This is a genomic window from Qipengyuania gaetbuli, from assembly GCF_009827315.1.
In the GTDB taxonomy this organism is placed as follows: Bacteria; Pseudomonadota; Alphaproteobacteria; order Sphingomonadales; family Sphingomonadaceae; genus Qipengyuania; species Qipengyuania gaetbuli.
In genome coordinates, this window is the sequence record NZ_WTYF01000004.1 from 1,781,903 (window position 1) to 1,806,346 (window position 24,444).

At 64.9% G+C, this 24,444-nt stretch carries 29 protein-coding genes; 15 read left to right on the plus strand and 14 right to left on the minus strand.

The window, feature by feature from the left end; genetic code table 11:
• Nucleotides 1–78: 78 nt before the first annotated feature.
• A complete protein-coding gene (locus tag GRI42_RS11205) occupies nucleotides 79–996 on the minus strand; it encodes a helix-turn-helix domain-containing protein (protein ID WP_160608571.1) in 918 nt (305 codons plus the stop codon).
• A gap of 357 nt (nucleotides 997–1,353) precedes the next feature.
• Here GRI42_RS11205 and GRI42_RS11210 point away from each other — a divergent pair, with 357 nt between their 5' ends.
• The 3 genes from GRI42_RS11210 to GRI42_RS11220 all read left to right on the plus strand — a co-directional run bounded on the left by GRI42_RS11210 (nucleotide 1,354) and on the right by GRI42_RS11220 (nucleotide 6,002).
• A complete protein-coding gene (locus tag GRI42_RS11210; protein WP_160608572.1) occupies nucleotides 1,354–2,382 on the plus strand; it encodes a quinone-dependent dihydroorotate dehydrogenase in 1,029 nt (342 codons plus the stop codon).
• 11 nt (nucleotides 2,383–2,393) lie between these two features.
• On the plus strand, nucleotides 2,394–4,103 hold the full coding sequence (ggt, locus tag GRI42_RS11215; RefSeq protein ID WP_160608573.1) for a gamma-glutamyltransferase: 1,710 nt from the start codon (nucleotides 2,394–2,396) through the stop codon (nucleotides 4,101–4,103).
• A gap of 96 nt (nucleotides 4,104–4,199) precedes the next feature.
• Entirely contained in the window at nucleotides 4,200–6,002 is a 1,803-nt protein-coding gene (locus GRI42_RS11220) for an AMP-dependent synthetase/ligase (RefSeq protein WP_407692160.1), read from the plus strand.
• Here GRI42_RS11220 and GRI42_RS11225 read toward each other — a convergent pair.
• The 5 genes from GRI42_RS11225 to GRI42_RS11245 all read right to left on the minus strand — a co-directional run bounded on the left by GRI42_RS11225 (nucleotide 5,999) and on the right by GRI42_RS11245 (nucleotide 8,854).
• Complete coding sequence (locus GRI42_RS11225) at nucleotides 5,999–6,505, minus strand: hypothetical protein (RefSeq protein ID WP_160608574.1); 507 nt, start codon at nucleotides 6,503–6,505, stop codon at nucleotides 5,999–6,001. The two genes, GRI42_RS11220 and GRI42_RS11225, sit on opposite strands and share 4 nt — an antisense overlap.
• A gap of 37 nt (nucleotides 6,506–6,542) precedes the next feature.
• A complete protein-coding gene (locus GRI42_RS11230; RefSeq protein ID WP_160608575.1) occupies nucleotides 6,543–7,070 on the minus strand; it encodes a hypothetical protein in 528 nt (175 codons plus the stop codon).
• Nucleotides 7,071–7,142: 72 nt separating this feature from the next.
• Nucleotides 7,143–7,439, minus strand: coding sequence for a GNAT family N-acetyltransferase (locus tag GRI42_RS11235; protein ID WP_234033939.1), 297 nt, complete (start codon nucleotides 7,437–7,439; stop codon nucleotides 7,143–7,145).
• Between the two features lie 19 nt (nucleotides 7,440–7,458).
• Nucleotides 7,459–8,439 (minus strand): sulfur carrier protein ThiS, encoded by a 981-nt coding sequence (thiS, locus tag GRI42_RS11240; RefSeq protein ID WP_160608577.1) that lies wholly within the window; start codon nucleotides 8,437–8,439, stop codon nucleotides 7,459–7,461.
• A 10-nt stretch (nucleotides 8,440–8,449) separates the two neighbouring features.
• Nucleotides 8,450–8,854 carry a MerC domain-containing protein gene (locus GRI42_RS11245; RefSeq protein ID WP_160608578.1) on the minus strand — a complete coding sequence of 135 codons (405 nt, stop codon included), beginning with the start codon at nucleotides 8,852–8,854 and terminating at the stop codon, nucleotides 8,450–8,452.
• A 141-nt stretch (nucleotides 8,855–8,995) separates the two neighbouring features.
• Between GRI42_RS11245 and GRI42_RS11250 the strand changes: the two genes are divergently transcribed.
• From GRI42_RS11250 to rpsI, 6 genes are all read left to right on the plus strand, one after another.
• The gene (locus GRI42_RS11250) at nucleotides 8,996–10,021 is read left to right on the plus strand and encodes a COX15/CtaA family protein (RefSeq protein WP_160608579.1); all 1,026 of its coding nucleotides are present in this window, start codon (nucleotides 8,996–8,998) and stop codon (nucleotides 10,019–10,021) included.
• Nucleotides 10,018–10,347: a divalent-cation tolerance protein CutA gene (gene cutA, locus GRI42_RS11255; protein WP_160608580.1), complete on the plus strand. Its 330-nt coding sequence runs from the start codon at nucleotides 10,018–10,020 to the stop codon at nucleotides 10,345–10,347. Before GRI42_RS11250 ends, cutA begins: the two co-directional genes overlap by 4 nt.
• Nucleotides 10,334–10,537, plus strand: a complete 204-nt coding sequence (locus GRI42_RS11260) for a hypothetical protein (protein ID WP_160608581.1) — start codon at nucleotides 10,334–10,336, stop codon at nucleotides 10,535–10,537. The genes cutA and GRI42_RS11260 overlap by 14 nt, the downstream gene beginning before the upstream one ends.
• 21 nt (nucleotides 10,538–10,558) lie before the next feature.
• Nucleotides 10,559–11,059 (plus strand): hypothetical protein, encoded by a 501-nt coding sequence (locus tag GRI42_RS11265; protein WP_160608582.1) that lies wholly within the window; start codon nucleotides 10,559–10,561, stop codon nucleotides 11,057–11,059.
• Between the two features lie 160 nt (nucleotides 11,060–11,219).
• Nucleotides 11,220–11,699, plus strand: coding sequence for a 50S ribosomal protein L13 (gene rplM, locus GRI42_RS11270; RefSeq protein WP_160608583.1), 480 nt, complete (start codon nucleotides 11,220–11,222; stop codon nucleotides 11,697–11,699).
• Nucleotides 11,699–12,223, plus strand: a complete 525-nt coding sequence (rpsI, locus tag GRI42_RS11275; protein WP_160608584.1) for a 30S ribosomal protein S9 — start codon at nucleotides 11,699–11,701, stop codon at nucleotides 12,221–12,223. The genes rplM and rpsI overlap by 1 nt, the downstream gene beginning before the upstream one ends.
• Before the next feature lie 76 nt (nucleotides 12,224–12,299).
• On the opposite strand, the gene GRI42_RS11280 is transcribed toward rpsI, so the two are convergent.
• The 4 genes from GRI42_RS11280 to GRI42_RS11295 all read right to left on the minus strand — a co-directional run bounded on the left by GRI42_RS11280 (nucleotide 12,300) and on the right by GRI42_RS11295 (nucleotide 14,649).
• Nucleotides 12,300–12,497 (minus strand): hypothetical protein, encoded by a 198-nt coding sequence (locus tag GRI42_RS11280; protein WP_160608585.1) that lies wholly within the window; start codon nucleotides 12,495–12,497, stop codon nucleotides 12,300–12,302.
• Between the two features lie 72 nt (nucleotides 12,498–12,569).
• Complete coding sequence (locus GRI42_RS11285; RefSeq protein ID WP_160608586.1) at nucleotides 12,570–13,430, minus strand: metallophosphoesterase family protein; 861 nt, start codon at nucleotides 13,428–13,430, stop codon at nucleotides 12,570–12,572.
• A complete protein-coding gene (locus GRI42_RS11290; protein WP_160608587.1) occupies nucleotides 13,420–14,277 on the minus strand; it encodes a diacylglycerol kinase family protein in 858 nt (285 codons plus the stop codon). The genes GRI42_RS11285 and GRI42_RS11290 overlap by 11 nt, the downstream gene beginning before the upstream one ends.
• Before the next feature lie 39 nt (nucleotides 14,278–14,316).
• Nucleotides 14,317–14,649 (minus strand): hypothetical protein, encoded by a 333-nt coding sequence (locus GRI42_RS11295; protein ID WP_407692167.1) that lies wholly within the window; start codon nucleotides 14,647–14,649, stop codon nucleotides 14,317–14,319.
• Nucleotides 14,650–14,788: 139 nt separating this feature from the next.
• Between GRI42_RS11295 and GRI42_RS11300 the strand changes: the two genes are divergently transcribed.
• Nucleotides 14,789–15,094 (plus strand): UrcA family protein, encoded by a 306-nt coding sequence (locus tag GRI42_RS11300; protein ID WP_160608588.1) that lies wholly within the window; start codon nucleotides 14,789–14,791, stop codon nucleotides 15,092–15,094.
• Between the two features lie 110 nt (nucleotides 15,095–15,204).
• Here the strand turns inward: GRI42_RS11300 and GRI42_RS11305 are convergent, their stop codons facing one another.
• The 3 genes from GRI42_RS11305 to GRI42_RS11315 form a co-directional block, all read right to left on the minus strand.
• A complete protein-coding gene (locus GRI42_RS11305) occupies nucleotides 15,205–15,942 on the minus strand; it encodes a LytR/AlgR family response regulator transcription factor (protein ID WP_160608589.1) in 738 nt (245 codons plus the stop codon).
• The gene (locus tag GRI42_RS11310; protein WP_160608590.1) at nucleotides 15,935–17,152 is read right to left on the minus strand and encodes a sensor histidine kinase; all 1,218 of its coding nucleotides are present in this window, start codon (nucleotides 17,150–17,152) and stop codon (nucleotides 15,935–15,937) included. The genes GRI42_RS11305 and GRI42_RS11310 overlap by 8 nt, the downstream gene beginning before the upstream one ends.
• A gap of 99 nt (nucleotides 17,153–17,251) precedes the next feature.
• Nucleotides 17,252–18,778 (minus strand): fumarate hydratase, encoded by a 1,527-nt coding sequence (locus GRI42_RS11315; protein ID WP_160608591.1) that lies wholly within the window; start codon nucleotides 18,776–18,778, stop codon nucleotides 17,252–17,254.
• A 150-nt stretch (nucleotides 18,779–18,928) separates the two neighbouring features.
• On the opposite strand from GRI42_RS11315, the gene GRI42_RS11320 reads away from it, so the two are divergent.
• From GRI42_RS11320 to GRI42_RS11340, 5 genes are read left to right on the plus strand one after another with little or no spacing between them, the layout of a single operon-like run.
• Complete coding sequence (locus GRI42_RS11320) at nucleotides 18,929–19,528, plus strand: protein-L-isoaspartate O-methyltransferase family protein (protein ID WP_160608592.1); 600 nt, start codon at nucleotides 18,929–18,931, stop codon at nucleotides 19,526–19,528.
• On the plus strand, nucleotides 19,529–21,031 hold the full coding sequence (locus tag GRI42_RS11325) for a TolC family outer membrane protein (protein WP_160608593.1): 1,503 nt from the start codon (nucleotides 19,529–19,531) through the stop codon (nucleotides 21,029–21,031). It abuts the gene before it with no gap.
• Nucleotides 21,032–21,087: 56 nt separating this feature from the next.
• On the plus strand, nucleotides 21,088–21,594 hold the full coding sequence (locus tag GRI42_RS11330) for a DUF2497 domain-containing protein (RefSeq protein ID WP_160608594.1): 507 nt from the start codon (nucleotides 21,088–21,090) through the stop codon (nucleotides 21,592–21,594).
• A 43-nt stretch (nucleotides 21,595–21,637) separates the two neighbouring features.
• On the plus strand, nucleotides 21,638–23,758 hold the full coding sequence (locus tag GRI42_RS11335; protein WP_160608595.1) for a dipeptidyl-peptidase 5: 2,121 nt from the start codon (nucleotides 21,638–21,640) through the stop codon (nucleotides 23,756–23,758).
• Nucleotides 23,751–24,122 (plus strand): (2Fe-2S) ferredoxin domain-containing protein, encoded by a 372-nt coding sequence (locus GRI42_RS11340; RefSeq protein WP_160608596.1) that lies wholly within the window; start codon nucleotides 23,751–23,753, stop codon nucleotides 24,120–24,122. Before GRI42_RS11335 ends, GRI42_RS11340 begins: the two co-directional genes overlap by 8 nt.
• Here the strand turns inward: GRI42_RS11340 and GRI42_RS11345 are convergent.
• Nucleotides 24,119–24,418 (minus strand): hypothetical protein, encoded by a 300-nt coding sequence (locus tag GRI42_RS11345; RefSeq protein ID WP_160608597.1) that lies wholly within the window; start codon nucleotides 24,416–24,418, stop codon nucleotides 24,119–24,121. The two genes, GRI42_RS11340 and GRI42_RS11345, sit on opposite strands and share 4 nt — an antisense overlap.
• Nucleotides 24,419–24,444 lie beyond the last annotated feature (26 nt).

Consider the following 24,444-nt stretch of genomic DNA (forward strand, 5'->3'; position numbering starts at 1 on the left):
CTCCGATTAGCCACGTATGAGCGCAAACCCGCAGTTTCAACGGATTTCGGCTTGTTGCGAGTCGTTAGCAGTTAGCCCCTAAACGGGCTTGCGGCCGAGCTGCCGGTCCTCGCTCCCGCCGAACAGGTCGACCGAGGAATAACCGTCGGGACCGAGCATGTCGCGCACCGGGGTCCCATCGTTCTTCTCGATGCGCCGCGGAGTTTTCCCGGTGAAGGCGCGTATCTCCTTGATCATATGCGCCTGGTCGTAAAACGCGTCACGGATCTCGGCCTCGATCTCGAGCGGGAGTTCGGGCAGCGAGAGCAAGGTCGCCGCGCGCACCGCGCGATAGCGCCGGATCAGGCGGACGGGTGGCTGGCCGAAGAAGCGCGTCACCAGCCGCTGCACCTGCCGTTCGGAATAGGGCAGCTTGTCCTGCAGCACCTCGATCTCGGGCTTGAAGGACGAGGACAGCCATTCCAGCGTCGTGTCGATAACCTGGACGTGGCGCACCGACAGCTCGCTCAGCCCGTCGCGCACGACCGCTGCCATTACGTCCAGTGCCCCGCGTTCGTCGATCTCTCCGCTCCGCAGGGCATCAGGCAGCGCGGCAAGGCGCGCCAGCAGGTCGGGCGACATGGCCGTCGCCGGATCGAGGAAAGCGTCGTGGTTCTCGTTGACCGGCAGCCCAGTGAACGCCGCCCAGCCGCGGAAGTTGAGCGACACGCCGAGCATCAGCATCGGGCCGTAGATCTTGAACGGGCGCGCTTTCACCAGTGGCCCCATCAGCGTGACTTCGGACGTCCGGCCTACCACGCCCTTGTCGAAAGTCATGTCGGCATACCCGCTCGGCACGACGGCCAGCTGTCCCGAGTAGGCAGGCAGCCAGTCTTCGTATCCGGCCTCCGAGGCGCGGAATATATACAGCGAATTGCAATAAGGCCTGAGGTCAGCCGGAGCCTCGACGAACTCGAAGCTGAAGGGCAGCCCGCCTTGTTCTTCGATCTTGCCCAATTAGGTCCCCGCGCCCGCGTTTCGTTTAGGAAACATGCGATTCTGTAGACCTCATGACCGCAAGTGGCAATTCTGCTGTCACATTTGCTTTCGCGCGACGGGATCCGCGAAGAGCCGCAACTTCATACGCCATGAAAAAAAAGGGCGGCCCGTGAAGAGCCGCCCTCTATAGTTGAGAACTCGTTGCAAAGCTGCTCCGAGCCCTTCGGGTCGCAGGGGTTAGATACGACGAGTCGGGCAAATTTTGATTGTATGCATGCGACACACCCGCCCCTTCGCCTTCATTTTGGCGGAAATTTACAAAGGGAAGCAGGCCCCGCTCGACACCGAAACCGTGCTGGGCCATATCGCCGCGCCATGCTGTTCGACCTTGCCCGGCCCGCCCTCTTCGCACTCGACCCGGAGCGCGCTCACCGCCTTACGGTAGCCGCCCTGAAGGTCTCGCCGGTGCGCGCGGCAGGCAAGGCAGGTACGCTGGCCTCAAGCGTCGCGGGCATCGACTTTCCCAACCCGCTGGGCATGGCGGCCGGATTCGACAAAGATGCCGAAGTACCCGATCAACTGCTTGGGCTCGGCTTCGGTTTCGCCGAGGTCGGCTCGATTACACCGCGCCCGCAGGCCGGCAATCCCAAGCCCCGCCTCTTCCGCCTCGTCGAAGACCGCGCGGTCATCAACCGAATGGGGTTCAACAATGGCGGGGCACAGGCAGCTCTCGCCCGGCTCGAGACGCGCAAGGGACGTCCCGGCGTGCTCGGCATCAATATTGGCGCGAACAAGGACAGCGAGGACCGGATCGCCGATTACGCCGAGATGACGCGGCTGATGGCGGCTCATGCGACCTATCTGGCGGTCAATATCTCCAGCCCGAACACGCCGGGCCTGCGTGCGTTGCAGGACGAGGGCGCCCTGGTTGCCCTGCTCGATGCAGTGCTCGACGCACGCGGGAAGGACGGGCCGCCCGTGTTCCTGAAGGTCGCACCCGATCTGGAACCGGCGGATATCGATGCGATTTCCCGTATCGCGCTCGACAAGGCGCTGGGCGCGCTGATCGTCTCGAACACCACGATTTCGCGCCCCGCGCTCCGGTCGAGCCATGAGGACGAGACGGGCGGCCTGTCGGGTGCCCCCTTGCGCGATCTGGCCCAACAACGGGTGACGGACTTCCGCAAGGCAACCGGCGGCCAGCTTCCGCTAGTCGGCGTCGGCGGGATTGCCACGGCCGAAGACGCCTGGGCACGCATCCGGGCAGGTGCCAGCCTGGTCCAGCTTTACAGTGCCATGGTCTATGAAGGACCGGGCCTGCCCCGGCGCATCCTGCGCGGTCTTGAACGCCTTATGCGGCGCGACGGATTTTCCTCGATTGCGGAGGCGGTCGGAACCGCATAGCCTCCCGCGCCATGACGAGGATTGCCACCATTTCGCTTGTCGCACTCGCCCTTTCCGGCTGCGCGACCCTTCCTGCCACCCAGCCCGCCGCATCGGCGCAGGCAAGCGTCGGTGCGGTCAGCGCCGCCGATCCGCGCGCGCAGGAAGCAGGTGAGGAAATCCTGCGCAAGGGTGGCAGCGCCACCGATGCGGCGATTGCCGTGATGCTCGCGCTTACCGTGGTCGAACCGCAAAGCTCGGGCATCGGCGGGGGCGGCTTCCTGGTGCGCGGCGAGGCCGATGGCGACGTTACCACCTTCGACGGACGCGAGACCGCTCCGGCAGGTGCTACGCCCGACTGGTTCCTGGCCGAGGACGGCAGTGTGCCGCCTTTCATCGAATCGGTCCGCAGCGGGCTGAGCGTCGGTGTGCCGGGCAACATCGCGCTGGCTGCCAAGGCGCATGGCGAACACGGCCGCCTTGCCTGGGCAGAACTGTTCAAGCCGTCCATCCGGCTGGCGCGCGAAGGCTTCCGGATCAATCCGCGGATGCATGATGCACTGGGCCGCTCGCGCACGACGGCAGCCCATTCGGCGGCAGCGCAGGCGATGTTCTACGATGCATCGGGCGAGCCGCTCCCTGCCGGTACGCTGGTGCGCAACGAGGAACTGGCGCGCACTTTCGAGAAGATCGCCGCAGGCGGTGCCGAAGCATTCTACAAGGGCGAACACGCTCTTGCGATCGCGACCACTGTAGCCGCCGACACGCCCAAGCCGGGCGCGATGACCTATTCAGATGTGACGGAATACGAAGCCAAGGAGAGGGGCGCGGTGTGCAGCAGCTACCGCGCCTATCGCATCTGTTCCATGGGCCCGCCGACTTCGGGCGGTATCGCCGTGCAGCAAATCCTCGGCCAACTTGAACGGTTCGACCTGCGCGCATTGGGGGCGGACAACCCGGTCACCTGGCACCTCTTCGTGGAGGCCCAGCGGCTCGCCTATGCCGACCGGGAGCTCTACCTTGCCGACAGCGATTTCGTCAGCGTGCCCGTCGCAGGCCTGCTGGATAAGAGCTATCTGGCCGAACGCAGCGCGCTCATCTCGCCCGACCGGTCGATCGAAGTGGCCGAGGCAGGGAGACCGCGCGGCGCGCCCATCGCACTGGCAGATGGCGACGAGCCGGAAGAACACGGCACCTCGCACCTCGCCGTGGTCGACGGCGAGGGCACGATGGTGTCCTACACCTCCACCATCGAAAGCGCCTTCGGCTCGGGGCTGATGGTCGGCGGATACTATCTCAACAACGAGCTGACCGATTTCAGCCGCAGCCCGCAGGTGAACGGACGACTGGTCGCCAACCGTGTCGAGGGCGGCAAGCGTCCGCGCAGTTCGATGTCGCCGACTGTGGTCTACGATCCGCAGGGCAATGCCTTCATGGTCGTGGGTGCCGCTGGCGGCAGCACCATCCCGATCACCACGACGCGCGCCATCATCGGTGCCATCGATTTCGGGTTGCATGCGGAAGAAGCGCTCGGCCTGCCGTTCCTCATGGCGTTCGGCGAGCGCGTGCTGCTGGAAGAGGGAACCTGGCTGGAAGAGAAGGCCGAAGCTTTCCGCGCGCTGGGCCATACGCAGCTGATGATCCGCCCTGCGCCGATCAAGGGCGGGGCGCTGGTGAAGCGCGACGGCCGCTGGCAGAGCGCGCGCGACCCGCGCCTCGAAGGCCAGCTCGATATGCCCTGAGGCGGCGACCCATCCATCTTGCCGCCAGCGCTGGAGGGGCCTAAGCCCCTGCCAACGTTGCTACAGACGACGAAGTTTTTCGCGAGGAGCCTGCCTGTGCTGTCGGACATCGATTCCGCCAACAATCTGGTCGAACTATTCCTGAAGCGCGCCGACGAGAAGTCCGGCCAGCCGTTTTTCGGCTGGAAGGAAGGCGGCAGCTGGCAGACGATGACCTGGGGCGAGGCGGCCGACCGCGTCTGCCTGCTGGCCGAAAGCTTGCGCGGCCTCGGCCTCGTCGATGGCGACCGTGTATGCCTCGTATCCGAAAACCGGCCGGAATGGTGCATCGCCGACCTCGCCATCATGGCGGCGGGCTGCATCACCGTGCCTGCCTATGTCACCAATACCGAGCGCGACCACGTCCATATCCTCGACAATTCGGGCTCGCGCGCGGTCATCGTCTCGAACGAGAAACTGCTTAAGCCGCTCCACGGCGCGCTGCAGGCTTCCGGCATCGCCGAACACGTCATCGGCATCGAGGATTTGCACCGCCAGCAGTCGGGCAGCTTCACCTTCCACGACTGGGACAAGCTGACCACGGGCGATGCCGCGGCAGCGCGCAAGGCGGTGGACGAACGGATCGCCAAGATCGGGCGCGGCGATACCGCCTGCATCATCTACACCAGCGGCACCGGCGGTGCGCCGCGCGGCGTGCTGCAGCACCACGGCGCGATCCTGTGCAATGTTGCAGGGGCCGCCGAAATCCTGATCGAGGATTTCGGGATTGCCGATGACGAACGCTTCCTGTCGTTCCTTCCGCTGAGCCACGCCTACGAGCATACCGGCGGCCAGTTCCTGCCGATCAGCGTGGGCGCGCAAATCTATTATTCCGAAGGCCTCGAAAAACTCGCCAGCAATATCGAGGAAACCCGCCCGACCATCATGGTCGTCGTGCCGCGCCTGTTCGAAGTGCTGCGCACGCGCATCATGAAGCAGGTCCAGAAGCAGGGCGGCCTTGCCGAGAAGCTGATGAACACCGCGCTCGAAATCGGCGCGCGCCGCGCCGAGGGCAAGCGCCAGTTCGGCGACGGGCTGAAGGACGCGATGGTCGGCCGGCTGCTGAAGCCCAAGATCCGCCAGCGTTTCGGCGGCCGCATCAAGGCGATGGTGTCGGGCGGCGCGCCGCTTAACCCCGATGTCGGCATCTTCTTCGAATCGATGGGCCTCACCATGCTGCAGGGCTACGGCCAGACCGAGGCCGGTCCGGTGATTTCCTGCAACCGGCCTGCCGCCGGTATCGCCATGCATTCGGTCGGTCCGGCCATGCGCGGGGTCGAGATCAGGATTGCCGAGGACGGCGAGATCCTGTGCCGCGGCGAGTTGGTGATGCACGGCTACTGGCAGAACGATGCGGAAACCGCGCGCACGATCAAGGACGGCTGGCTGCACACGGGCGACATCGGCCATCTCGACGAGAAGAACCGCATCGTCATCACCGACCGCAAGAAGGACATGATCGTCAACGACAAGGGCGACAATGTCGCCCCGCAGAAGATCGAGGGCATGCTGACGCTGCAGCCCGAAATCGGCCAGGCGATGGTGGCGGGTGACAAGCGACCCTACATCGTAGGGCTGATCGTGCCCGATGCGGAATGGGCGGTCGAATGGGCGCGCGCCCATGGCAAGAAGTTCGACCTCAAGGCCCTGCAGGACGATCCGGAATTCCGCACCGCCGTGCGCGGCGCGGTCGACCGGGTGAACAAGGATCTCTCGGTCATCGAAAAGGTCCGCCAGTTCGCCTTCGCGGACGAGGCCTTCACGATCGAGAACGAGGAAATGACCCCCTCGATGAAGATCCGCCGCCACAAAATCCGCGAACGCTACGCGGACCGGCTGGACGGGCTTTATCGGAGTTAAGCTGCCTTAGCCTTTGAGGCAGCGCGAATCTGAGAGAGCTGGTTGGTTAGCCTATTCGTGGCCCGTTCAAGCTCGGCGAGAAGCGTCCGCATCTCGTCGCGGGTATAAGCGCGAGGTTCGTGGTCCGCCCGGCTCCCTTTCTGGTACTCGCTGAGGGCAATCTCGACCCCGTCTTCTAGGATCGCGAATACCCCGTGCGCCAGATATGGCCGGTGCAAGGCGAGATCTTGATATTCGCTCAAAATCTTACGGGCCACTTTCTCGTGTCCGCCAAACGCGCAAGCCTCGAGCGTGTGTAATAGAGAACGCAGTCGCGCCGCTGCGCCGGGATGCTGGCTTTCCTCGTCGAGCTCAAAACCCCCGGATCGCAAAGTTTCGATGCAATCCGAAACTTGGCGTTCACACTTGGAGAACAGGTCCAGACACGCGCCGCGCCAAAAATGCGCTGGCAAATCAAACTCCAAGCGACTGCTGGGTTCTTTGTGAGAAATAACCGATTTCATGAGGGCTATTTCACCGATAATTCTTAAATTTTAAGTATTAAGCAGCCACTTCCTCGATGAATTCCGGATAGAAGCTCGGCGCGCGATCGGACCATCCGGGTGCGGTCGCAGCGGCTTCGCTCAACGACTGGAGCAGCATCTTGCGGCGTTCGGGACGGATCTGCGGCAGGGCGGCGGCGGCGCAGAAGGCGCTCGGCAGCCATGGGCGAACGTCCGCGCCAAGCAGGCGTTCGTAGAGGAAACGGAAGGCGGAAAAGCAGTCGATCCGCTCCTGCGCGAGGTCGAAAGCGGCAACGCGCGTCAGCTTGCCGACGAAGCCCTCGATCCGCTCGAAGCTGGAGTCCACAGGGATCGAACCGCGCAGGACCTTGAGTTCCTGGTAAGTGACGTACTGGCTGCGGATGGCGGCGTTCTCGCCCGCGCTGCGGCCCCAGATTCGGAAGGCGTCGCAGCGGCCGAGGCCGATGTCGAGGCTGCGGCGGATATAACGCTGCTCCGCGGCGGTGAAGCTGGCAAACTCGCGCATTTCCGCAATGGTCATCGCGGCGGTATTCGTAACGGCCATGATCGGCACTCCCCTGTTACAAGGGAAGTGTCGCGCAATATGGTTAACGCGAGGTAAGCATGATCTGCGAGACTAGAGCTCGACGACGTCCCGCCATTCCTCGTGGCGCTGCGCCTGTGCCTTAAAGAAAGGACACAGGGGGATGATCTTCTCCCCCTTGGCGCGGGCATCGGCCACCACATGGGCGGCAAGTTTCGCGCCGACGCCTTGCCCTCGCATGCTGTCCGGCACGCCGGTGTGATCGACGATGATCCGCGTCGGGCTTACCCGCGAGAAGGTGATCTCGGCCTCGTCACCGCCGCCTTCTGGCCGGTAGACATATCGCCCCTTGCTGCCTGTTTCTTCGAGTTGGATGTCGAGATCGGCCAAGGGGAATTCCTTTCGGGTGCTAGATGAGTCCGGCCAGCGGGCTGGACGGGTCGGCATACTTGCGCGTCGCCATGCGCCCGGCGAGATAGGCATCGCGCCCGGCCTCGACCGCGAGCTTCATCGCCCGGGCCATGCGGATGGGGTCCTTCGCCTCGGCAATGGCGGTGTTCATCAGCACGCCGTCGCAGCCCAGTTCCATTGCCACCGCGGCATCGGAGGCAGTGCCGACACCGGCATCGACGAGCACCGGCACGCTTGCACCTTCTTTGATCAGGCGGATGGTCACGCGGTTCTGGATGCCGAGGCCCGAACCGATCGGCGCGCCCAGCGGCATGACCGCAACGGCGCCCGCCTCTTCGAGCTGCTTGGCCGCGATCGGATCATCGACACAGTAAACCATCGGAAGGAAGCCCTCCTTGGCCAGCGTCTCGGTCGCGACCAGCGTCTCGCGCATGTCGGGATAGAGCGTCTTGGCCTCGCCCAGCACCTCCAGCTTGACCAGGTCCCAGCCGCCCGCCTCGCGCGCGAGGCGCAGCGTACGGATCGCTTCGTCGGCCGTGAAGCAGCCGGCCGTGTTCGGCAGGTAGGTGATCTTCTTCGGGTCGATGTAATCGGTCAGCATCGGTGCCTTGGGATCGCTGACATTGACCCGGCGGACGGCGACAGTGACGATTTCCGCACCCGAGGCTTCGAGCGCAGCGGCGTTCTGTTCGAAGTCCTTGTACTTGCCTGTGCCGACGATCAGGCGGCTCCGGAAAGTGCGGCCCGCGACGGTCCAGCTGTCGTCCGATGCAGCACCTTCGCCGCCCCCGACGAAGTGAACGATTTCCAGCACGTCGCCTTCGGCCAGCGCGTGCCGCTCCAGCTCGCTGCGGGGCGCGATGGTGCCATTGTGCTCGACTGCAACCTTGGCAGGGTCGAGTTCCAGCTCGCGCACGAGGTCGGCGATGGTGGAAGCGGCGGTGCGGCGGGTATCGCCATTTACGGTCAGCGCAATCATGCGCCCCGACTTAGTCTCCGCAGCGCTCCTTGCAAGCGGCGGAATGGCAATGGCGCATATTGAGGATGTGGCCGAGCGAGACGAGCGCGACGCCGATGATCGTCAGCACCGCTTCCTTCACCCCGTGCGGCACGGCCAGCGCGCCGCCCATGAAGGTGAGGCCGGTCATGGCGATGACGAAGGGTGCGGCCATGCGGTGGCGCAGCGCGCCCCAGCCGATCGCGACAGCCGCAACCAGGGTCGCGACGACCAGTCCGTAGCGATGGATATCGGGCGACAGGAAGAACTCTCCGCCCACGCCAAGGCCGGAGACCAGCACGATCGAGGCGAGGCAGTGGATCGCGCACAGGCCCGAGAGGCCGATCCCGACGCGGTCGAGTCGACGCCGAATCGGAGAGATGGCGCGTTGCAACATGACATGCGAGATATGTGATAGTATCTCTTGTTACAAGGGCGGCGAGCGCATTTTACGACGAATGCCGCGTTGCAGTGGCCGGAATGCCGCTTGCTCGATTCGCACTTGCACTTGGCGTGCGGCGCGGCAAACAGGCGCACCATGGTTGCCAACCTCAACAACACCCGCCCCATCGCGCTCGCCAACTGGTTGTTTGCCGTGGCCGTGATGGTTATCGTCATGGTCGCCGTGGGCGGGATCACCCGCCTGACCGAGAGCGGCCTTTCGATCACCGAATGGAAACCGCTGACCGGCGCGATCCCCCCGCTAAGCGAGACGGCATGGCAGGCCGAGTTCGATCTCTACAAGGCGACCGGCGAATACAAGAACGTGACCGGGCCGGCAGGCATGGACCTTGCCGCCTTCAAGTTCATCTATTTCTGGGAGTGGTTCCACCGCCTGTGGGGACGGCTGATCGGCCTCGCCTTTGCGCTGCCCCTCGCGTGGTTCTGGGTGCGCGGTGCCATTCCGCAAGGGTACAAGCTGCGCCTTGTCGGCCTGCTGGCGCTGGGCGGGCTGCAGGGCGTGTTCGGCTGGTTCATGGTCAAGAGCGGCCTCAACGAGACCATGACCGATGTCAGCCACTTCATGCTCTCGCTGCATTTCATGACCGCGATGATTACGCTGGCGGCACTGGTCTGGACCGCGCTCGACTTCCGCCAGCTTGCTACCGGACACGCCGCGAAGGCGCGCTGGACGACGACCGCAAGCTGGGTGGGCGCGCTGCTCTTCATCCAGCTTGTGCTGGCGGCGTGGGTGGCAGGCCTCAATGCGGGCCTTGCAAGCGATAGCTGGCCGCTGATGCAGGGCCGCTTCATCCCCGAATTCGACGCCTCGCGCGGGCTGTTCTACGCGATGACGCACGACCCCTACCTGGTCCATTGGCTGCACCGTTGGTGGGCGTGGGTCGTGGTGGCAGCGCTGATCGTGATGGCGCGCAAGGTCAGGTCGATCGACAGGCGCGCATCGAAAGCCATTCACTCCGCCTTCGGAACGCAAATCCTGCTCGGCATCGCCACGGTCATGACGGGTGTCGCCCTCTGGCTTGCGGTGGCGCACCAGGTGGTCGGCGCGCTGCTTGTTGCCAGCTTCACCTGGGCCGCTCACCTGCTCGGCAGGAAAGCGTGACCGCGCTCGTCTACTGCCCCTTCCCGGACGCAGAGACGGCACAGCGTATCGGGGGCCAGCTGATCGACGAAGGCCTTATCGCCTGCATCAACATCGGTAGCTCCATCACCTCCCTGTTCGCATGGGACGGAGAGCGTGGGAGCGCGGAAGAGACACCCGCCCTGCTCAAGACCGACGCTGCCCTTCTCGAACAGGCGATTGCGCGACTGGAGGCCTTGCACCCCTACGAAAGCCCGGCGATACTCGGCTGGCCGTGTCAGGCGGGTGCGGCTACGCGCAGCTGGCTGGGCGGACTGGCTACGGGGGGTCGCAATGCCGGGAAGTGATCGCAGGTCGGTGGTGCGCGCTCTCGGCGCACTGGCAGTCTTGCCCATGCTTCCGGCGCCGCTCGCCGCCGCGAGCCGGGCAAGGCCCGCATTCCCGAGCGCTACTCTCGTTCTCGAGCGCACGCTCGACCGGCACCTTGCGGACAATGCCCTTATCCGCGTCACGCGCTGCTGGTCCTGCACGTTCTAGGCGCTGGGCGCGGGTGCAGTTGTGGATGCCTCCCACATCTCCGCCAAGGTCGACGCGCCGCCATCGCTCGCAGCTTTCGCGCGTATGGAAGAGGCCCGCGATGCCAGCGCCATCTTCCCCGTACAGCTCGACCGATCCGGCCTGATCGTCGGCGGGGACGAGGAGACAGGTCCCGATATCGGCACGGCTGTCGCGCGCGCAATGGATATCATCGAGGCGGCAGTGGCCAACCCGAGGGAGCGACAGGAAGCGCGATCCTTTATCTCATCTATCGGCAACGCCGCATCCGGCCTCGTCAGCCAGGTGCCTCGCGACCTGTTCTATCCGGCGACGGGGCAAAGCGTCGAAACGCAGCCGGTCATGCTCGCGGGCGGATTGCAGGGCTCTTTCGAAGTCGCCATCGCGGCGAGCGCCGATCCGCAAACCGGCCTGCTGCGGCATAGCGAGCGGCGCGTGACCACGCGCATCGGGGACAGTAGCCGCGAGACGCGCGAAGCCTGGCGCATCGTCCCCGTAGGCTAAGGCGTATTATTTTACCCCACCGCAGACCCGCAGATTTGCTTGACGAATCGCACTTTGACCGCCATTTGGCGCGCGCTCAGCGGCCCCGTCTGCACGGATCCGCAAGGTAAGTTCGTACTGCCAGGCAGTACGGTGAACTCGAGAAAACGGACACAAAGCCATGAAGGCTCTCACCAAGGCCACCCGGTCGATCAAACCGGCAGAGGTCGAAAAGAACTGGCACATCGTCGACGCCGAAGGGCTCGTCGTCGGTCGCCTCGCGGCAATCGTCGCCAACATCCTGCGCGGCAAGCACAAGCCGAGCTTCACGCCGCACGTCGATTGCGGCGACCATGTCATCGTCATCAATGCCGACAAGGTGGTCTTCACCGGCAAGAAGATGAACGACAAGGTCTATTACAAGCACACCGGTCACCCGGGCGGCATCAAGGAAACGACTCCGGCGAAGGTCCTCGAAGGCCGCTTCCCCGAGCGCGTCCTGGAAAAGGCCGTGCAGCGCATGATCCCGCGCGGCCCGCTCGGCCGTGCGCAGATGAAGGCGCTCCACCTCTATGCCGGCACCGAACACCCGCATGACGGCCAGAAGCCGCAGGTGCTCGACGTTGCCTCGATGAACCGCAAGAACAAGGCTGCTGCATAATGGCCGACGAACAGAAGAACGAAACCGTCTCGGATCTCGCCGATCTGAAGAACATCGCCGGCGACGCCCCCGAGGGTGACGCTGCCGAGATCGCTGCCAAGGCCGACGTTCCCCTGCGCGAGCAGGAACTCGACGCCCAGGGCCGCGCCTATGCGACCGGTCGCCGCAAGGACGCCACCGCGCGCGTCTGGCTGAAGCCGGGCACAGGCAAGGTCATCGTCAACGGCCGCGACCAGGAAGTGTATTTCGCACGTCCGACGCTGCGTCTCGTCATCGACCAGCCGTTCGCCATCACCGAGCGTCAGGGCCAGTACGACGTCGTCGCCACCGTCAAGGGCGGCGGCCTTTCGGGCCAGGCCGGTGCGGTCAAGCACGGCATCTCGCAGGCTCTCGCCAAGTACGAGCCGGCCCTGCGTTCGACGGTCAAGGCCGCCGGCTTCCTCACCCGCGACAGCCGCGTGGTCGAGCGTAAGAAGTACGGCCGTGCCAAGGCACGTCGCAGCTTCCAATTCTCGAAGCGCTAATCCGCTTCCAGACGATCTTTACCGATCACCGAGGAAAGGCGGCTCCGCGAGGGGCCGCCTTTTTCGTTGCGCCGCCTCAGCGCTGCAGCATCATGATGCCCCAGGCGAGCGCGCTACCCGCGAAGAACAGCGGCCAGCTCCACCAGAGCTCGTATTCGAACATCTCGGCGCGGTAGATCGACAGGAACCCGCCGCGCGAGCCCTGCGAGCCGATCACCAGCGACACGACGTAAGTCAGGATGCCGCCGAGCGGCACGGCCTTGAAGAATTCCATCGCGACTTTCCCCTTATTCGGGGCCCAGCCTCGCACGCGACGGTAAAAACGGAGTTAATCGCGCGTTCGCGCTCAGTGGACGGGCGGATCGACGCGCGGGACCTGGCGGACGGGCGCAACTGGTTCGCCCGGTTCGCGCGGAGGCATGGCATTTTCCGGAACGTCGTCGATCTGCATGTCGCAGGTCTCCACATCCTGCAGGTTGCGCACGGTCACGTGCAACGCCTCGCCGTCCCACTGGATGTCGTTGAAGCTCGGCGGCGTCGAGCGCGTGCGCTGCGACAGCGTGCCGGCGCCGATCATGCGTACCGGGCCTTCGCTGGTCTCCTCCATGATGTCGAAGGCATCGTGGACATGGCCGGACAGCACCGCGACGACGGGGCGCTTCGCCAGTTCGCGCAGCGCCTTGTCGCCATTCTTGGTGAGCGCAGTGCCTTGCGTCCCCACTTCGCGCAGCGGATGGTGCACGGTTACCAGCGCGCGCTCCCCTTTCGGCAAGGCATCGATCGCAGCAAGACACTTCTCCAGCGCGGCATCGGTGACCCAGCCCTTAGACCAGTTGAGGCGCGGCTGCGCGCGAACCGCGGTCTTCAGGGGGACGATGGCAAGGCAGCCGAGGTCGATTTCCTTCTCGACCTTCTCGCTCATCCCACGGAAACGGCGGTAGGGATCGACGAACCGCTCGATCGGATTGAAATAGGGCATGTCGTGATTGCCCACCTCGACCGTCACTGGCGCGTCCAGCGAATTGATCCACGATGTCGCCGCGGCAAACTCGCGGTGGCGCGCGCGCATGGTGAGGTCGCCGGTGATGGCCACGGCATCCGGCCGCTTCTCGGCAATTTCCTGCTGGACCCAGTCGAGCGCGCGATTGTCTTCGAGCCCGAAATGGATATCCGAAAGGTGGAAGATGCGCCGCGCGTCAGTAGCCATGGTGGGTCGCTAGCAGATCGACCTCGCATGCAGCCACAGTGAATATCGCACCCGTTTCCACTTCGCCCGGCTCGCCATCGACCAGGACCGGTAAAGCGCTGCCGTCGGCAGAGACGAAGCGCGCCTCCTCCAGCAGCCCCAACCGCTCGTGCGGACCTTCGCGAAACCGGCGGCGCAGAATGGCAAAACCCTGCTGGACATATTCGCCCGCCTCGTCCGCATAAAAGGCATCGACCTGCATCCCGCGGTGCGAAGGGGTGATCTCGATCAGCGGATAGCCATCATTGCGGCCGCGCTCCGGCTCGGCGCAGCGGACCATGATGCCGCCTGCGGTTTCGCCGACCGCCTCGCCCGTGCCTTTCAGGATTGCGGGAATATCGAGATCGCGCATGGCCTCGCGGACATGGGCCCAGCTCGTGCCCGGCCCGACCAACAGGCCGGCCAGGGCATCGCCTGCCTTGCAGCGTGCGACCGGCGGGCGGACCGCGATGGCAACACCCGAGGCAACGCGCTCGATAATGTCCCCTGCCTGAGCATCGTCGCCATGGAGACGCTTGCACAGCAGGTTCATCGTCCCGCCGGGCAGGACCAGGATCTGGCCGCTCCAGCCATAGAGGCCCGTGACCGCGGCATTGAGCGTACCGTCGCCGGTAAAGACGGCCAGCAGGCCCACGCCCGCAGCATCCAGTTCGCCTGCGGTCGGCATGTCCTCGTCCGGAAAGCAGATCCGGCGGGCCACGGTCAGGCCGTTGGCGGAAAAAGCGTCTTCCACTGCCTTCACAGCGGATTCGCTGAAGCTGCCGCTTTGCGAATTGACCAGCAGCCAGAGGGGAGAGTTCGCCGTCATACCTGCCAAGCGCCCGTCGGCACACGCGGTTCCCGCGCGTCAGATGCGCCCGGTCAGGACCAGCCAGGCCGTGCCGAAATTGAGCAGGCTGTAAACGGCATAGGCGGTCGCCGCACCGGGCCACCCGTTTGCGGCAAGGAGCATGGCAACCAGCAGCACCACGAACTCGAAAATGAGCGACAATCGTCCGCCCGCGCTGCGGTAGAACGAGGGCAGCGCGTCCAGCATCGGGTGGCCGCTGTTCAGCACTGCCTTGTGCACCGCGAAGTTCGCGACTCCGAGAAAGAAGAGCAGGACGACCAGCATGGCCCGGAAAACATAGGCTTGCCGTTCGCAGATTGCGAATCGCGTTTCGTCGGCTGCCGCCAGCACATCGTCCAAATCGCCTCGCCGCCGGTCGAAGGTCGCGTGCGATTACAGTTGTAGCTGGGTAATACGGTTCTCAGCGGCGGACCTCACGTACCCCAGTCCCCCTAGAACACCGGGGTCCGCCGCAACCCGGAGAAGACCCATGAAGACCCCCATTATCATGATCGCCATGCTCTCGCTTTCCGCCCCAGCTCTTGCGGGCGGCGACATGCCGGTGAAGACGAGCACCGAGGTTGCCTACCAGGACCTCAATCTCGCCACGGCACAGGGCCAGAAGAAGCTTTCCGACCGGATCGACATCGCGGCGCGGCGCGTCTGCAAGCTCGACAATTCGATCACCGGCACGCGCATTCGCGACCGTGACGCAGAGCGCTGCTACGTCGCCGCCAAGGAGCGCGCCAACCAACAGTTCGCTGCTGTCGTAGAACAGCACGCCAAGGGCGGCTGATACCCCCAGCCCGTCAAACTTCTGGACCCCGGCCGGAATGCAGTCCCCCGGTCGGGGTCCTCCCTTTTCCAGCGCTGTATTGATTTGAAGCGGACCCGGGCGAGGCCGCCTTAGCGCCCGGCCATCGCCTTTACCTTGGGCAGGTAGGTGCGCCCGATACGCAGTGCCTCGCCATCGTCCATCTCGACCGACCACACGCCCAGCCCGTCATGGCGCAGGCCCTTGATGTGTTCCTTGCGCAAGATGGTGGAGCGGTGGATGCGGATAAACTTCGCCGGGTCGAGGCGCTTTTCGAGGCCCGCGATTGTCTGCAGCAGCAGGTAGGAGCGATCGCCCACGTGGAGGCGGACATAGTCGCGCTCCGCATCGATGCGGCTGACCTCGTCGGTCTCGATCCGGATGAGTTCGCTGCGGTGCGGGATCCACAGTTCCTCGAGCCACTTGCTCTCGGTGCGGCCGCCTTCGGAACGGCGCGAGAGCGCGCGCTGGATGGCCCGTTCCAGCCGGTCCGGCTTGACCGGCTTGAGGACATAATCGACCGCGTCGAGATCGAAGGCCTCGACCGCATAATTGTCATGTGCGGTCACGAAGACCACGGCGGGCCGCTCTTCCTGGCCCGCCAGTTCGCGGGCGACCGATAGGCCGTCCACTTCGGGCATGGTCATGTCGAGCAGGATCAGGTCGGGGCCCAATGCCTCGATCAGGCGCAGGGCCTGCGCCCCGTCGCTGGCCGTGCCGACAACGTGAAGGTCGTCCATCTTGGAGCAGATCACCTGCATCCGTTCGACAGCGAGCGGCTCGTCGTCGACGATCAGCGTGCGCAGCCGGTCTCCGTTCTCGTCAGCCATGTTTCACCATCGGAAGCCTGAGTTCGGTCTCGTATCCGTCGAGCGCAGGGCCGGAACTGATCGACGCCTCGTTGCCGAAACGTGCCTCCAGCCGGTCACGCACATTGGCAAGCCCAATGCCGAAACCGCCCTTGTGACCCGCGGGCACGCCGGGGCCATCGTCGCTGACTCTGAGCACCAGCCGCCCGTATTCCTCGCGCGCGACAATGCTGATGGTCACCGGCCGATTGCTCGCGGAAACGCCGTATTTGACCGAGTTCTCGACCAGCGGCTGCAGGATCATACCCGGCACCTTGAGGTTGGCAAGGTCGTGCGGCAGGTCGACCCTTACCCGCAGGCGGTCGGGGAAACGGACGGATTCGATTTCCAGGTAGTGTTCCTGCAGGTCGATCTCGTCCTCGAGGCTGACATCGCCAGTGGAATCATCGGCCAGCGAGTGGCGATAGAAACGCGAGATCGACTGGATCATCTGTTCCGCCCGGTCTTCCTTGCCGGTCATCACCAGCGCGGAGAGCGAGTTGAGCGTATTGAACAGGAAGTGCGGGTTCACCTGATAGCGCAGCGAGCGCAGCTCGGCTGCCTTGGCCGCCGTGCGGAAACGTTCGCCGCGACGCTCGGCAACTTGCGCGCGAACGCCTGCAAGCAGGGCGAGGTAAAGCGCCGACCAGGCGAGCAGCAGGAAATAGCGGTCGAGACCCATCTCGATCAGCTGCAGCCAGCGATCTTCTGCCCGGTCGTCGGGCAGGACGACCTGCGCCGTGCCGGTGGTCGGCGTTGCCGTTCCCAGCGGTCCGCCGATTTGCGGTTCGACCGGCGTGGGACCTTCGATGATCAGATTGCCATTGTCGTCGCGCCGCAGCGAAATGCCGCGTTCCTCCGCGATCTTGGCTTCGTAGCGTTCCTGAATGGGGGCGAAGAACCACTGCTGCGATTGCGCGATCAGCAGCGCGGCAGGCATTGCGAAGACCAGCGATACACTTATCTGTGCGGCGAGCGAGCGATTGTCGAACAGGCGCACGATGAGCCAGAGCACGAAGGTCACGCCCATTGCCGCAACCGTCACGGCGACGCGTCGCCAGATCAGGTCGAATTCGAAGTCGAGGCCGATCAGCCAGCCACGGGCCGTGATCAGGAGGAAATAGGCGCACCACAGGCCGACGATCGACACGGCAACCGTGCGGACCGGGACGTTGACTGTTTCCGGGTTCATCTGTCGTTCAGCGTTCAAAACGGGTTTTATCTGCCCGTTCCAAGGCGCGCTGGGAAGTCCGGCGGTCGGACTACCCACGCGGTTTGTCGAAGATAAACGTCATTCGGCGGGTTCGAGATCGCCTTCAGCAATCCGGCGCCGCCATTCGGCAGGCGCCAGCGTGTGGACATTGTTGCCCGCACTGTCGACGGCGACCGTGACCGGCATGTCCTGCACCTCGAATTCGTAGATGGCCTCCATCCCGAGATCCTCGAAGGCGAGCACCCTGGCGCCCTTGATCGCGCGGCTGACGAGATAGGCCGCGCCGCCCGTCGCCATCAGGTAGGCAACCTTGAAGCGGCTGATCACCTCCACCGCATTGTGACCGCGTTCCGCCTTGCCGATCATGGCGAGGAGGCCAAGGTCGAGCATCATTTCGGTGAACTTGTCCATCCGCGTGGCGGTGGTGGGGCCGGCAGGGCCGACCACTTCGCCCATCACCGGATCGACTGGGCCGACGTAATAAATCGCGCGGCCGCGGAAATCGACGGGCAGTTCCTCGCCTGCATCGAGCATGTCCTTGATCCGCTTGTGCGCCGCATCGCGTCCGGTCAACATCTTGCCTGACAGGAGCAGGCGGTCGCCGTGCTTCCAGCTGGACACTTCTTCGGGCGTGAGCGCATCGAGGTTGACCCGCCGTGCTGCCGCATCGGGCTTCCAGGTCACCTGAGGATATTCGTCGAGCTTCGGCGGCTCGAGATAGGCGGGGCCCGATCCGTCGAGTGTGAAATGCGCGTGACGGGTCGCTGCGCAGTTCGGGATCATCGCCACTGGCTTGCCTGCGGCGTGGCACGGCGCGTCCATGATCTTCACATCGAGCACGGTCGACAGGCCTCCAAGCCCCTGCGCGCCGATGCCCTGCGCATTGACCGCATCGAAGATGTCGATCCGCAATTGCTCGAGATCGGTCTGCGCGCCGCGCTGTTTCAGCTGGCCCATGTCGATCGGGTCCATGAGGCTGAGCTTGGCGAGCTTCATGCAGTGTTCGGCGGTACCGCCGATACCGATGCCGAGCATGCCGGGCGGGCACCAGCCGGCACCCATGGAGGGCAGCTGTTCGACGACCCAGTCGACGATATTGTCCGAGGGGTTCATCATCTTGAACTTGGACTTGTTCTCGCTGCCGCCGCCCTTCGCCGCGACATCGACACTGACAGCATTGCCCGGGACCATTTCGACCGAGAGGACGCTCGGCGTGTTGTCGCGCGTGTTGCGGCGAGTGAATGCCGGGTCGGCAAGGATCGAGGCACGCAGCTTGTTGTCGGGGTGGTTGTAGGCGCGGCGCACGCCTTCATCGACGACTTCCTGCAGGCTCCGCTTGCTGTCGAGGCGGCAGTCCATGCCCCACTTCACGAAGACGTTGACGATGCCGGTGTCCTGGCAGATCGGTCGGTGGCCTTCCGCGCACATCCGGCTGTTGGTCAGGATCTGGGCGATCGCATCTTTCGCCGCCGGGCCCTTCTCGGCCTCGTAGGCTTCGCCAAGGGCCCGGATGTAGTCCATCGGATGGTAATAGGAGATGTACTGGAGAGCGTCGGCAACGCTCTCGATCAGGTCCTCTTCCGTGATGGTCGTCATGTCGCTCATCGCCGCGCATTCCCATGTTGCAGATTTGCGCTCCCCGATAGGCGCGGAACAGGCCATCGGTCAAAGCGCTTGGAAGCAACGGGTCTTGCGCCTAAGGCAACGGGAGCTTGCAAAGCCGTGTTATCGATGTAATACAGCCCCCGGAATATCATGACCACTCAGACTCAGACCCGCCCCGACTATGCCGCCGCCCGCAAGGCGATGATCGACAGCCAGCTGCGCACCAGCGGCGTGAATGAAGCCTTCGTTCTGGAACGCATGGGCGCTGTTGCGCGCGAAGATTTCGTGCCGGACAGCGCGAAGGGCACCGCCTACATGGACCGGGCCATCCGCCTTGCCGATGGCGGATTCTTGCCTGCACCGCTGTTCCACGGCGCGATGCTGGCCGAAGCCCGCCCGACGAGCGAGGACAAGGTGCTCGTGGTCGATGCCGGCAGCGGCTACCTGCCCGCACTGGTCAAGCCGCTTGTCGCTTCGCTCGACGTGACCAGCCCGGACAAGGCCGCAAACGCCAAGAAGAAGGGCGAGTACACGCTCGTGCTCGTCGACGGGGCGATCGAACACGTCCCCGCCGGCCTCGCCAAGCTGGTGGCCGACAATGGCCGCATCGTGACCGGCCTGGTCGAGCGCGGCGTCACGCGCCTCGCCACGGGTCGCAAGGCCGGCAAGGCGCTAGGCCTGCTGCCGCTCGCAGAGATGGGCATTCCGCGCCTCGGCGCATTCGACAAACCGGCAAGCTGGAGTTTCTGAATGGCATTGGGAGGGTTTCGGGCAGGACTGGCTATTTCGGCGAGCATTGCCGCAATCGCTTTTCCGCAGGGGGCGGCGCATGCCGACACGCTGCAGGAAGCGCTGACTGACGCCTATCTCAACAACCCCACACTCGAGGCGGCGCGCGCCCAGCTGCGCGCCACCGACGAGAACGTCCCGATCGAGAAATCGGCGGGCCTTCCTTCCGTCGACGGCACGGCGAGCGTGACCGAATTCCTCAAGCAGAACTCCACCAGCTTCTTCGCGCCCGAGCGCGCACTGGTCGCAGGCGTCGACCTCGGTGTGCCAATCTATTCGGGCGGTGCGGTGAAGAATTCGATCCGCGCCGCGGAAGAGCGCGTGCAGGCCGGCAGGGCCGATTTGCGCGCAACCGAAAGCGCCATCTTCTCGCGCGTCGTGGCCGCCTACATGGACGTGCTGCGCGGGCAGGCGCTCGTCGCGCTTTCGTCCAACCAGGTCGATGTCCTGTCGGTCAATGTCCAGGCAACCAGCGACCGGTTCGAAATCGGCGACCTGACCCGCACCGACGTTGCCCAGTCTCAGGCCCGTTTGGCCGTTGCGCAGGGCGATCTCAGGACCTCGCAGGCAAACCTGATCGCCGCGCGCGAAAACTATATCGCGCTGGTCGGCGATGCGCCGAACGACCTTGCCCCGCCGCCGCCCCTGCCGGGCCTTCCTGGCGATGTGGAGACCGCGGTCGATGTGGCGCTGGAACACAATCCCGACCTGATCGCTGCGCAGGAACGCGCTGCGGCGGCAGGATACGACATCAATGTCGCCGGTTCGGGCCGCCTGCCGCGCGTCTCGATCTTCGCGGGCTACGACTACCAGAACTTCCTCGGCAGCATTCCCGACGGGTTCGAGGATCCGCAGGATCCGACCAGCCCGCGCATTCCTAGCGACCAGACCGCGACCGCCGCCTCGGCCGGTGTCTCGCTGCGCCTGCCGATCTTCCAGGGCGGGCGAACGGCCGCACTCCAGCGCCAGGCACAGGCGCGCGCCTCGGCTGCGCTCGAAACCGTGATCGCGACCGAGCGTGACGTGATCGCGCAGGTCCGCTCCGCCTGGTCGAGCTGGCAGGCCTCGCTCGCGATCATCGAAAGCTCGCAGAGCGCGGTGGCCGCTGCCGAACTGAGCCTCGAAGGCGTGCGCGCAGAAAACTCTATCGGCAACCGCACCATTCTCGACGTTCTCAATGCCGAACAGGAACTGCTGCAAAGCCGCGTCCAGCTCGTGACGGCGCGCCGCAACGCCTATGTTGCGGGCTTTTCGCTGCTGGCCGCAATGGGCCGTGCCGAGGCGCGCGACTTGGGCCTCGGCGACGAGGGCGTGCTCTACGATCCGGTCGCCAATTACGACCGCGTACGCGGCAATATCTGGGACTGGAGCCGCGATCCGGACCCGGTAACCAGGTCGCCGCGCACGGTGGAAGTGCCCGCACCGACAGCGGAAATTCCCGAATCTGCTGACTCTGGCGAATAGGCTGGGCTATAGCGTGCGTCCCGATTCGGGATTCCAGTGAGGTTGCAGGGGTAGGCATGGGACAGCAGGGCGAACCGTCGGTCGAAGAAATCCTCGATTCGATCAAGAAGGTCATTGCACGCGACAGCGAACAGCGCGGCGAAATGATCGCCGACCGCCGCAAGCGCCGCGGCCTCGTGACCGAAGCTGCCGAACCCGCCGATGCCGAAGAAGCGGAAGAAGTGCTCGAACTGGGTGCCGACCTGGGCGAGGAACTGGTGGTCGAGGCTGACGACGTCGAAGCCTCTGCCGCAGCCCTTTTGGACGATGGCGACGATGAGGAAGACGCCCTGACCCGCGGCGACACGCGCGAAGCCATGCGCCAGAACTTCGCCGCGCTCGCCATGCTCGCCCAGCCGGGCAAGCAGCCGCAGATCGTGCGCCAGGGCGAAACCTCGCTCGAAGGTCTGACCCGCGAATTGCTGCGCCCGATGCTGGCCGAATGGCTCGACAAGAACCTGCCCGGCATGGTCGAAGAGCTGGTCAAGGCCGAGATCGCGCGCATTGCCGGCAAGAAGAGCTAACCCCCCTACCCTTGCCATAATTGTCGCGCTACACCGCGCGGCCATGACAGCACGCATCCGGGCCGCATTCCCGCTCGCCAGCGCCTTTGCGCTTCTCGCCACCCCGCTCGCCGCGCAGGAGGCGCGCGCTCCGATGAGTGCCGAAGACCTCGTCACCATGCCGCGTCTCGGCAGTCCCACGGTCAATCCGGAAGGGACGCTGGCGGTCTATTCGGTCACGACGACCGATCCGGAAAGTTTCAAGCGTTCGGGCAAGCTCTACCTGCGTTCGCTCGCCGACGTGGACAGCGCGCCCGTCGCGCTCGACCTTGAAGGTTCCTCGGCGACCTTCGGCGATGACGGCTGGCTCTACTACATGGCCGATGGCGCAGGCGACAATGCCACGACTCAGGTCTGGCGCGCCCGCATCGGTTCCGACGGCTCGGTATCGGACGCGGCACAGGTCACCGCCCTGCCCCGCGCAGTCAATGGCTACAGCGTCGCGCGCGACGGTAGCCGGATCGCCATCTGGACCGACATCGCACGCAGCTGCACGCGTATCGATTGCGATGACAGCGCGAAGAAATACCTGCCCGGCCCCGGCGACGGTCGTCTCTACGAAGGCGATGGCGGGTTCTACCGCCACTGGGACAGCTGGGAGACGCCGGGTGCGCTCAGCCGCGTATTCGCCTTCCCGCTCGAAAACGGCATCGCCACCGGCACCGGCACGCCCGTGGACGGGCCGCTCGGTGCAGGCGGGCCCAATGGCGACACGCCGACCATGCCCTTCGGCGGCGGCGAGGATGTTGCTTGGGCGGCCGATGGCAAGGGCGTGTTCTTCACCGCGCGCGAAGCCGATGCGAAGGAGCCCTATTCGACCAATCTCGACATCTGGTTCTCCGACCTGTCGGGCAACGCTCCGGTCAATCTGACCAAGGCCAACGAGGCGCTCGATGCACTGCCGACCCCTTCGCCCGATGGCCAGTACCTTGCCTATGTCGCCATGGAGCGGCCAACTTACGAGGCGGACCGGCAGGTCATCATGCTGCGCGACCTCAAGACCGGCGTTACCACGCCGCTGACCGCGAGTTTCGACCGCAGCTTCGGCAGCATCGCCTGGACCCCGGATTCGCGCTGGATCGTGGCGAGTGCGCAGGACGTCCTCGACACGCCGGCCTTCCGCATCGATCCGCGCACCGGCGCGGTCGAACGGCTCGACCTTATGGCCGGCAACGAAGCGCACATCGGCAATATCGTGCCGCTGCATGGCGGCGATTTGCTGTTCACCCGCGATTCGATCGGCGCGCCTGCCGAGCTGTACCTGTCGCGCGACTGGGCGCAGGCCAAGCCGCTGACGCAGGTCGCCTCGCAGGTCGTCGGCAAGCTCGCGCCGGTCGTGGTCGAGCGTTTCAGCTTCAAGGGCGCGAACGGCGACACCGTCTGGGGCCAGATCACCAAGCTCGACGGGCATGATGGCAAGATGCCTGCTATCCTCTATGTGCACGGCGGGCCGCAGGGCTCGTTCAACGACGCCTGGTCGAGCCGCTGGAACCCGCGAGTTGTCGCCAGCCAGGGCTATGCGGTCATCTCGGTCGATTTCCACGGCTCCACCGGATACGGCCAGGCCTTCACCGATGCGATCCGCAACGACTGGGGCGGTAAACCGCTCGAGGACCTGCAACTCGGTCTTGCCGCCGCGCTCGAGCGGGACAAGCAGATCGACGGCACTCGCGCCTGCGCCATGGGGGCAAGTTACGGTGGCTACATGATGAACTGGATTGCCGGAAAATGGCCCGACCGGTTCGACTGCCTCGTGCAGCACGACGGCCTCTTCGACATGCGCAGCTTCTATTACACCACCGAAGAGCTTTGGTTTCCCAAGTGGGAATTCGGCGGAAGCTATGCGGAGAACAGCGAGGAATACGAGCGCTGGAACCCGGTCAACCACGTCGACCAGTGGCAGACGCCGATGCTGGTGATCGCGGGCGAAAAGGACTTCCGTGTGCCCTACACGCAGGGCCTTGCCAGCTTCACGGCCCTGCAGGAGCGCAACATCCCGAGCCAGCTGCTTGTCTTCCCTTCGGAAAACCACTGGGTTTTGGGCGCCAAGAACTCGCTGCAGTGGCACAACACCGTGTTCGCCTGGCTCGACCGCTGGCTGAAGCCGGACGGCGCGGGTGAGTAAGCTAGCGAAGGCGCAAAGGGCCTATGCGAAAATCGGCGCTTCGGGGCTGGAGCGCCAGATCTTCCTGTGCGCCATCAGCGAGAAGCAGAAATGCTGTTCGCGCGACGATGGCAAGGCTGCCTGGAACTACCTCAAGAAGCGGCTGAAGGAGTTGGGCCTGGTGGGGCCTGGCGGCAAGGTGCAGCGAACCAAGGCCGATTGCCTCCAGGTCTGCGCCAAGGGGCCGATCGCCGTCGTCTGGCCGGAAAACGTCTGGTACCACTCATGCGATGAAGAGGTGCTCGAGGCGATCATCCAGCGCCATCTGATCGGCGGGGTCCCGGTCGAGGAATACCGGCTGCACGAACCGGACAGCGCCGGCTAGTCCTTGTCGCGCCAGCTGTCGCCGGTCAGGTCCTCGACGCTTTCGTCATGGCCCGTACCCGACGACAGGAACATCAGCCCCATCAAAGCGCCGGTCAGCAGCATGGTGAAACCGATGCCGAGCGCGATGGCGATGTAGTAATGCACCGATGCCGCGCTGCCCTGCTTGTAGAGCAGGGCCATCGCGATGGCGACGATGCCGACCGTCAGCAGGAACAGGAAGCGCATCAGCCGCCGGAACCGTGCCCAGGCGAAGGCTGCCTGCTGGGGATCGTCGAGCGGCGATTTCTTGGTCATGCCCCCTCAATGGCGACGAGAAGCGC

Coding starts and splice junctions, on each gene's coding strand:
- GRI42_RS11285 (WP_160608586.1), bottom strand. CDS start 13,430: ATGGCTACTGACGCGCGGCGCATCTTCCACCTTTCGGATATCCATTTC.
- GRI42_RS11330 (WP_160608594.1), top strand. CDS start 21,088: ATGGGACAGCAGGGCGAACCGTCGGTCGAAGAAATCCTCGATTCGATC.
- GRI42_RS11245 (WP_160608578.1), bottom strand. CDS start 8,854: ATGTTGCAACGCGCCATCTCTCCGATTCGGCGTCGACTCGACCGCGTC.
- thiS (WP_160608577.1), bottom strand. CDS start 8,439: ATGATTGCGCTGACCGTAAATGGCGATACCCGCCGCACCGCCGCTTCC.
- GRI42_RS11335 (WP_160608595.1), top strand. CDS start 21,638: ATGACAGCACGCATCCGGGCCGCATTCCCGCTCGCCAGCGCCTTTGCG.
- ggt (WP_160608573.1), top strand. CDS start 2,394: ATGACGAGGATTGCCACCATTTCGCTTGTCGCACTCGCCCTTTCCGGC.
- rplM (WP_160608583.1), top strand. CDS start 11,220: ATGAAGGCTCTCACCAAGGCCACCCGGTCGATCAAACCGGCAGAGGTC.
- GRI42_RS11300 (WP_160608588.1), top strand. CDS start 14,789: ATGAAGACCCCCATTATCATGATCGCCATGCTCTCGCTTTCCGCCCCA.
- GRI42_RS11210 (WP_160608572.1), top strand. CDS start 1,354: ATGCTGTTCGACCTTGCCCGGCCCGCCCTCTTCGCACTCGACCCGGAG.
- GRI42_RS11310 (WP_160608590.1), bottom strand. CDS start 17,152: ATGAACCCGGAAACAGTCAACGTCCCGGTCCGCACGGTTGCCGTGTCG.
- GRI42_RS11290 (WP_160608587.1), bottom strand. CDS start 14,277: ATGACGGCGAACTCTCCCCTCTGGCTGCTGGTCAATTCGCAAAGCGGC.
- GRI42_RS11230 (WP_160608575.1), bottom strand. CDS start 7,070: ATGGCCGTTACGAATACCGCCGCGATGACCATTGCGGAAATGCGCGAG.
- GRI42_RS11320 (WP_160608592.1), top strand. CDS start 18,929: ATGACCACTCAGACTCAGACCCGCCCCGACTATGCCGCCGCCCGCAAG.
- GRI42_RS11345 (WP_160608597.1), bottom strand. CDS start 24,418: ATGACCAAGAAATCGCCGCTCGACGATCCCCAGCAGGCAGCCTTCGCC.
- GRI42_RS11260 (WP_160608581.1), top strand. CDS start 10,334: ATGCCGGGAAGTGATCGCAGGTCGGTGGTGCGCGCTCTCGGCGCACTG.
- GRI42_RS11225 (WP_160608574.1), bottom strand. CDS start 6,505: ATGAAATCGGTTATTTCTCACAAAGAACCCAGCAGTCGCTTGGAGTTT.
- GRI42_RS11325 (WP_160608593.1), top strand. CDS start 19,529: ATGGCATTGGGAGGGTTTCGGGCAGGACTGGCTATTTCGGCGAGCATT.
- rpsI (WP_160608584.1), top strand. CDS start 11,699: ATGGCCGACGAACAGAAGAACGAAACCGTCTCGGATCTCGCCGATCTG.
- GRI42_RS11315 (WP_160608591.1), bottom strand. CDS start 18,778: ATGAGCGACATGACGACCATCACGGAAGAGGACCTGATCGAGAGCGTT.
- GRI42_RS11305 (WP_160608589.1), bottom strand. CDS start 15,942: ATGGCTGACGAGAACGGAGACCGGCTGCGCACGCTGATCGTCGACGAC.
- GRI42_RS11250 (WP_160608579.1), top strand. CDS start 8,996: ATGGTTGCCAACCTCAACAACACCCGCCCCATCGCGCTCGCCAACTGG.
- GRI42_RS11280 (WP_160608585.1), bottom strand. CDS start 12,497: ATGGAATTCTTCAAGGCCGTGCCGCTCGGCGGCATCCTGACTTACGTC.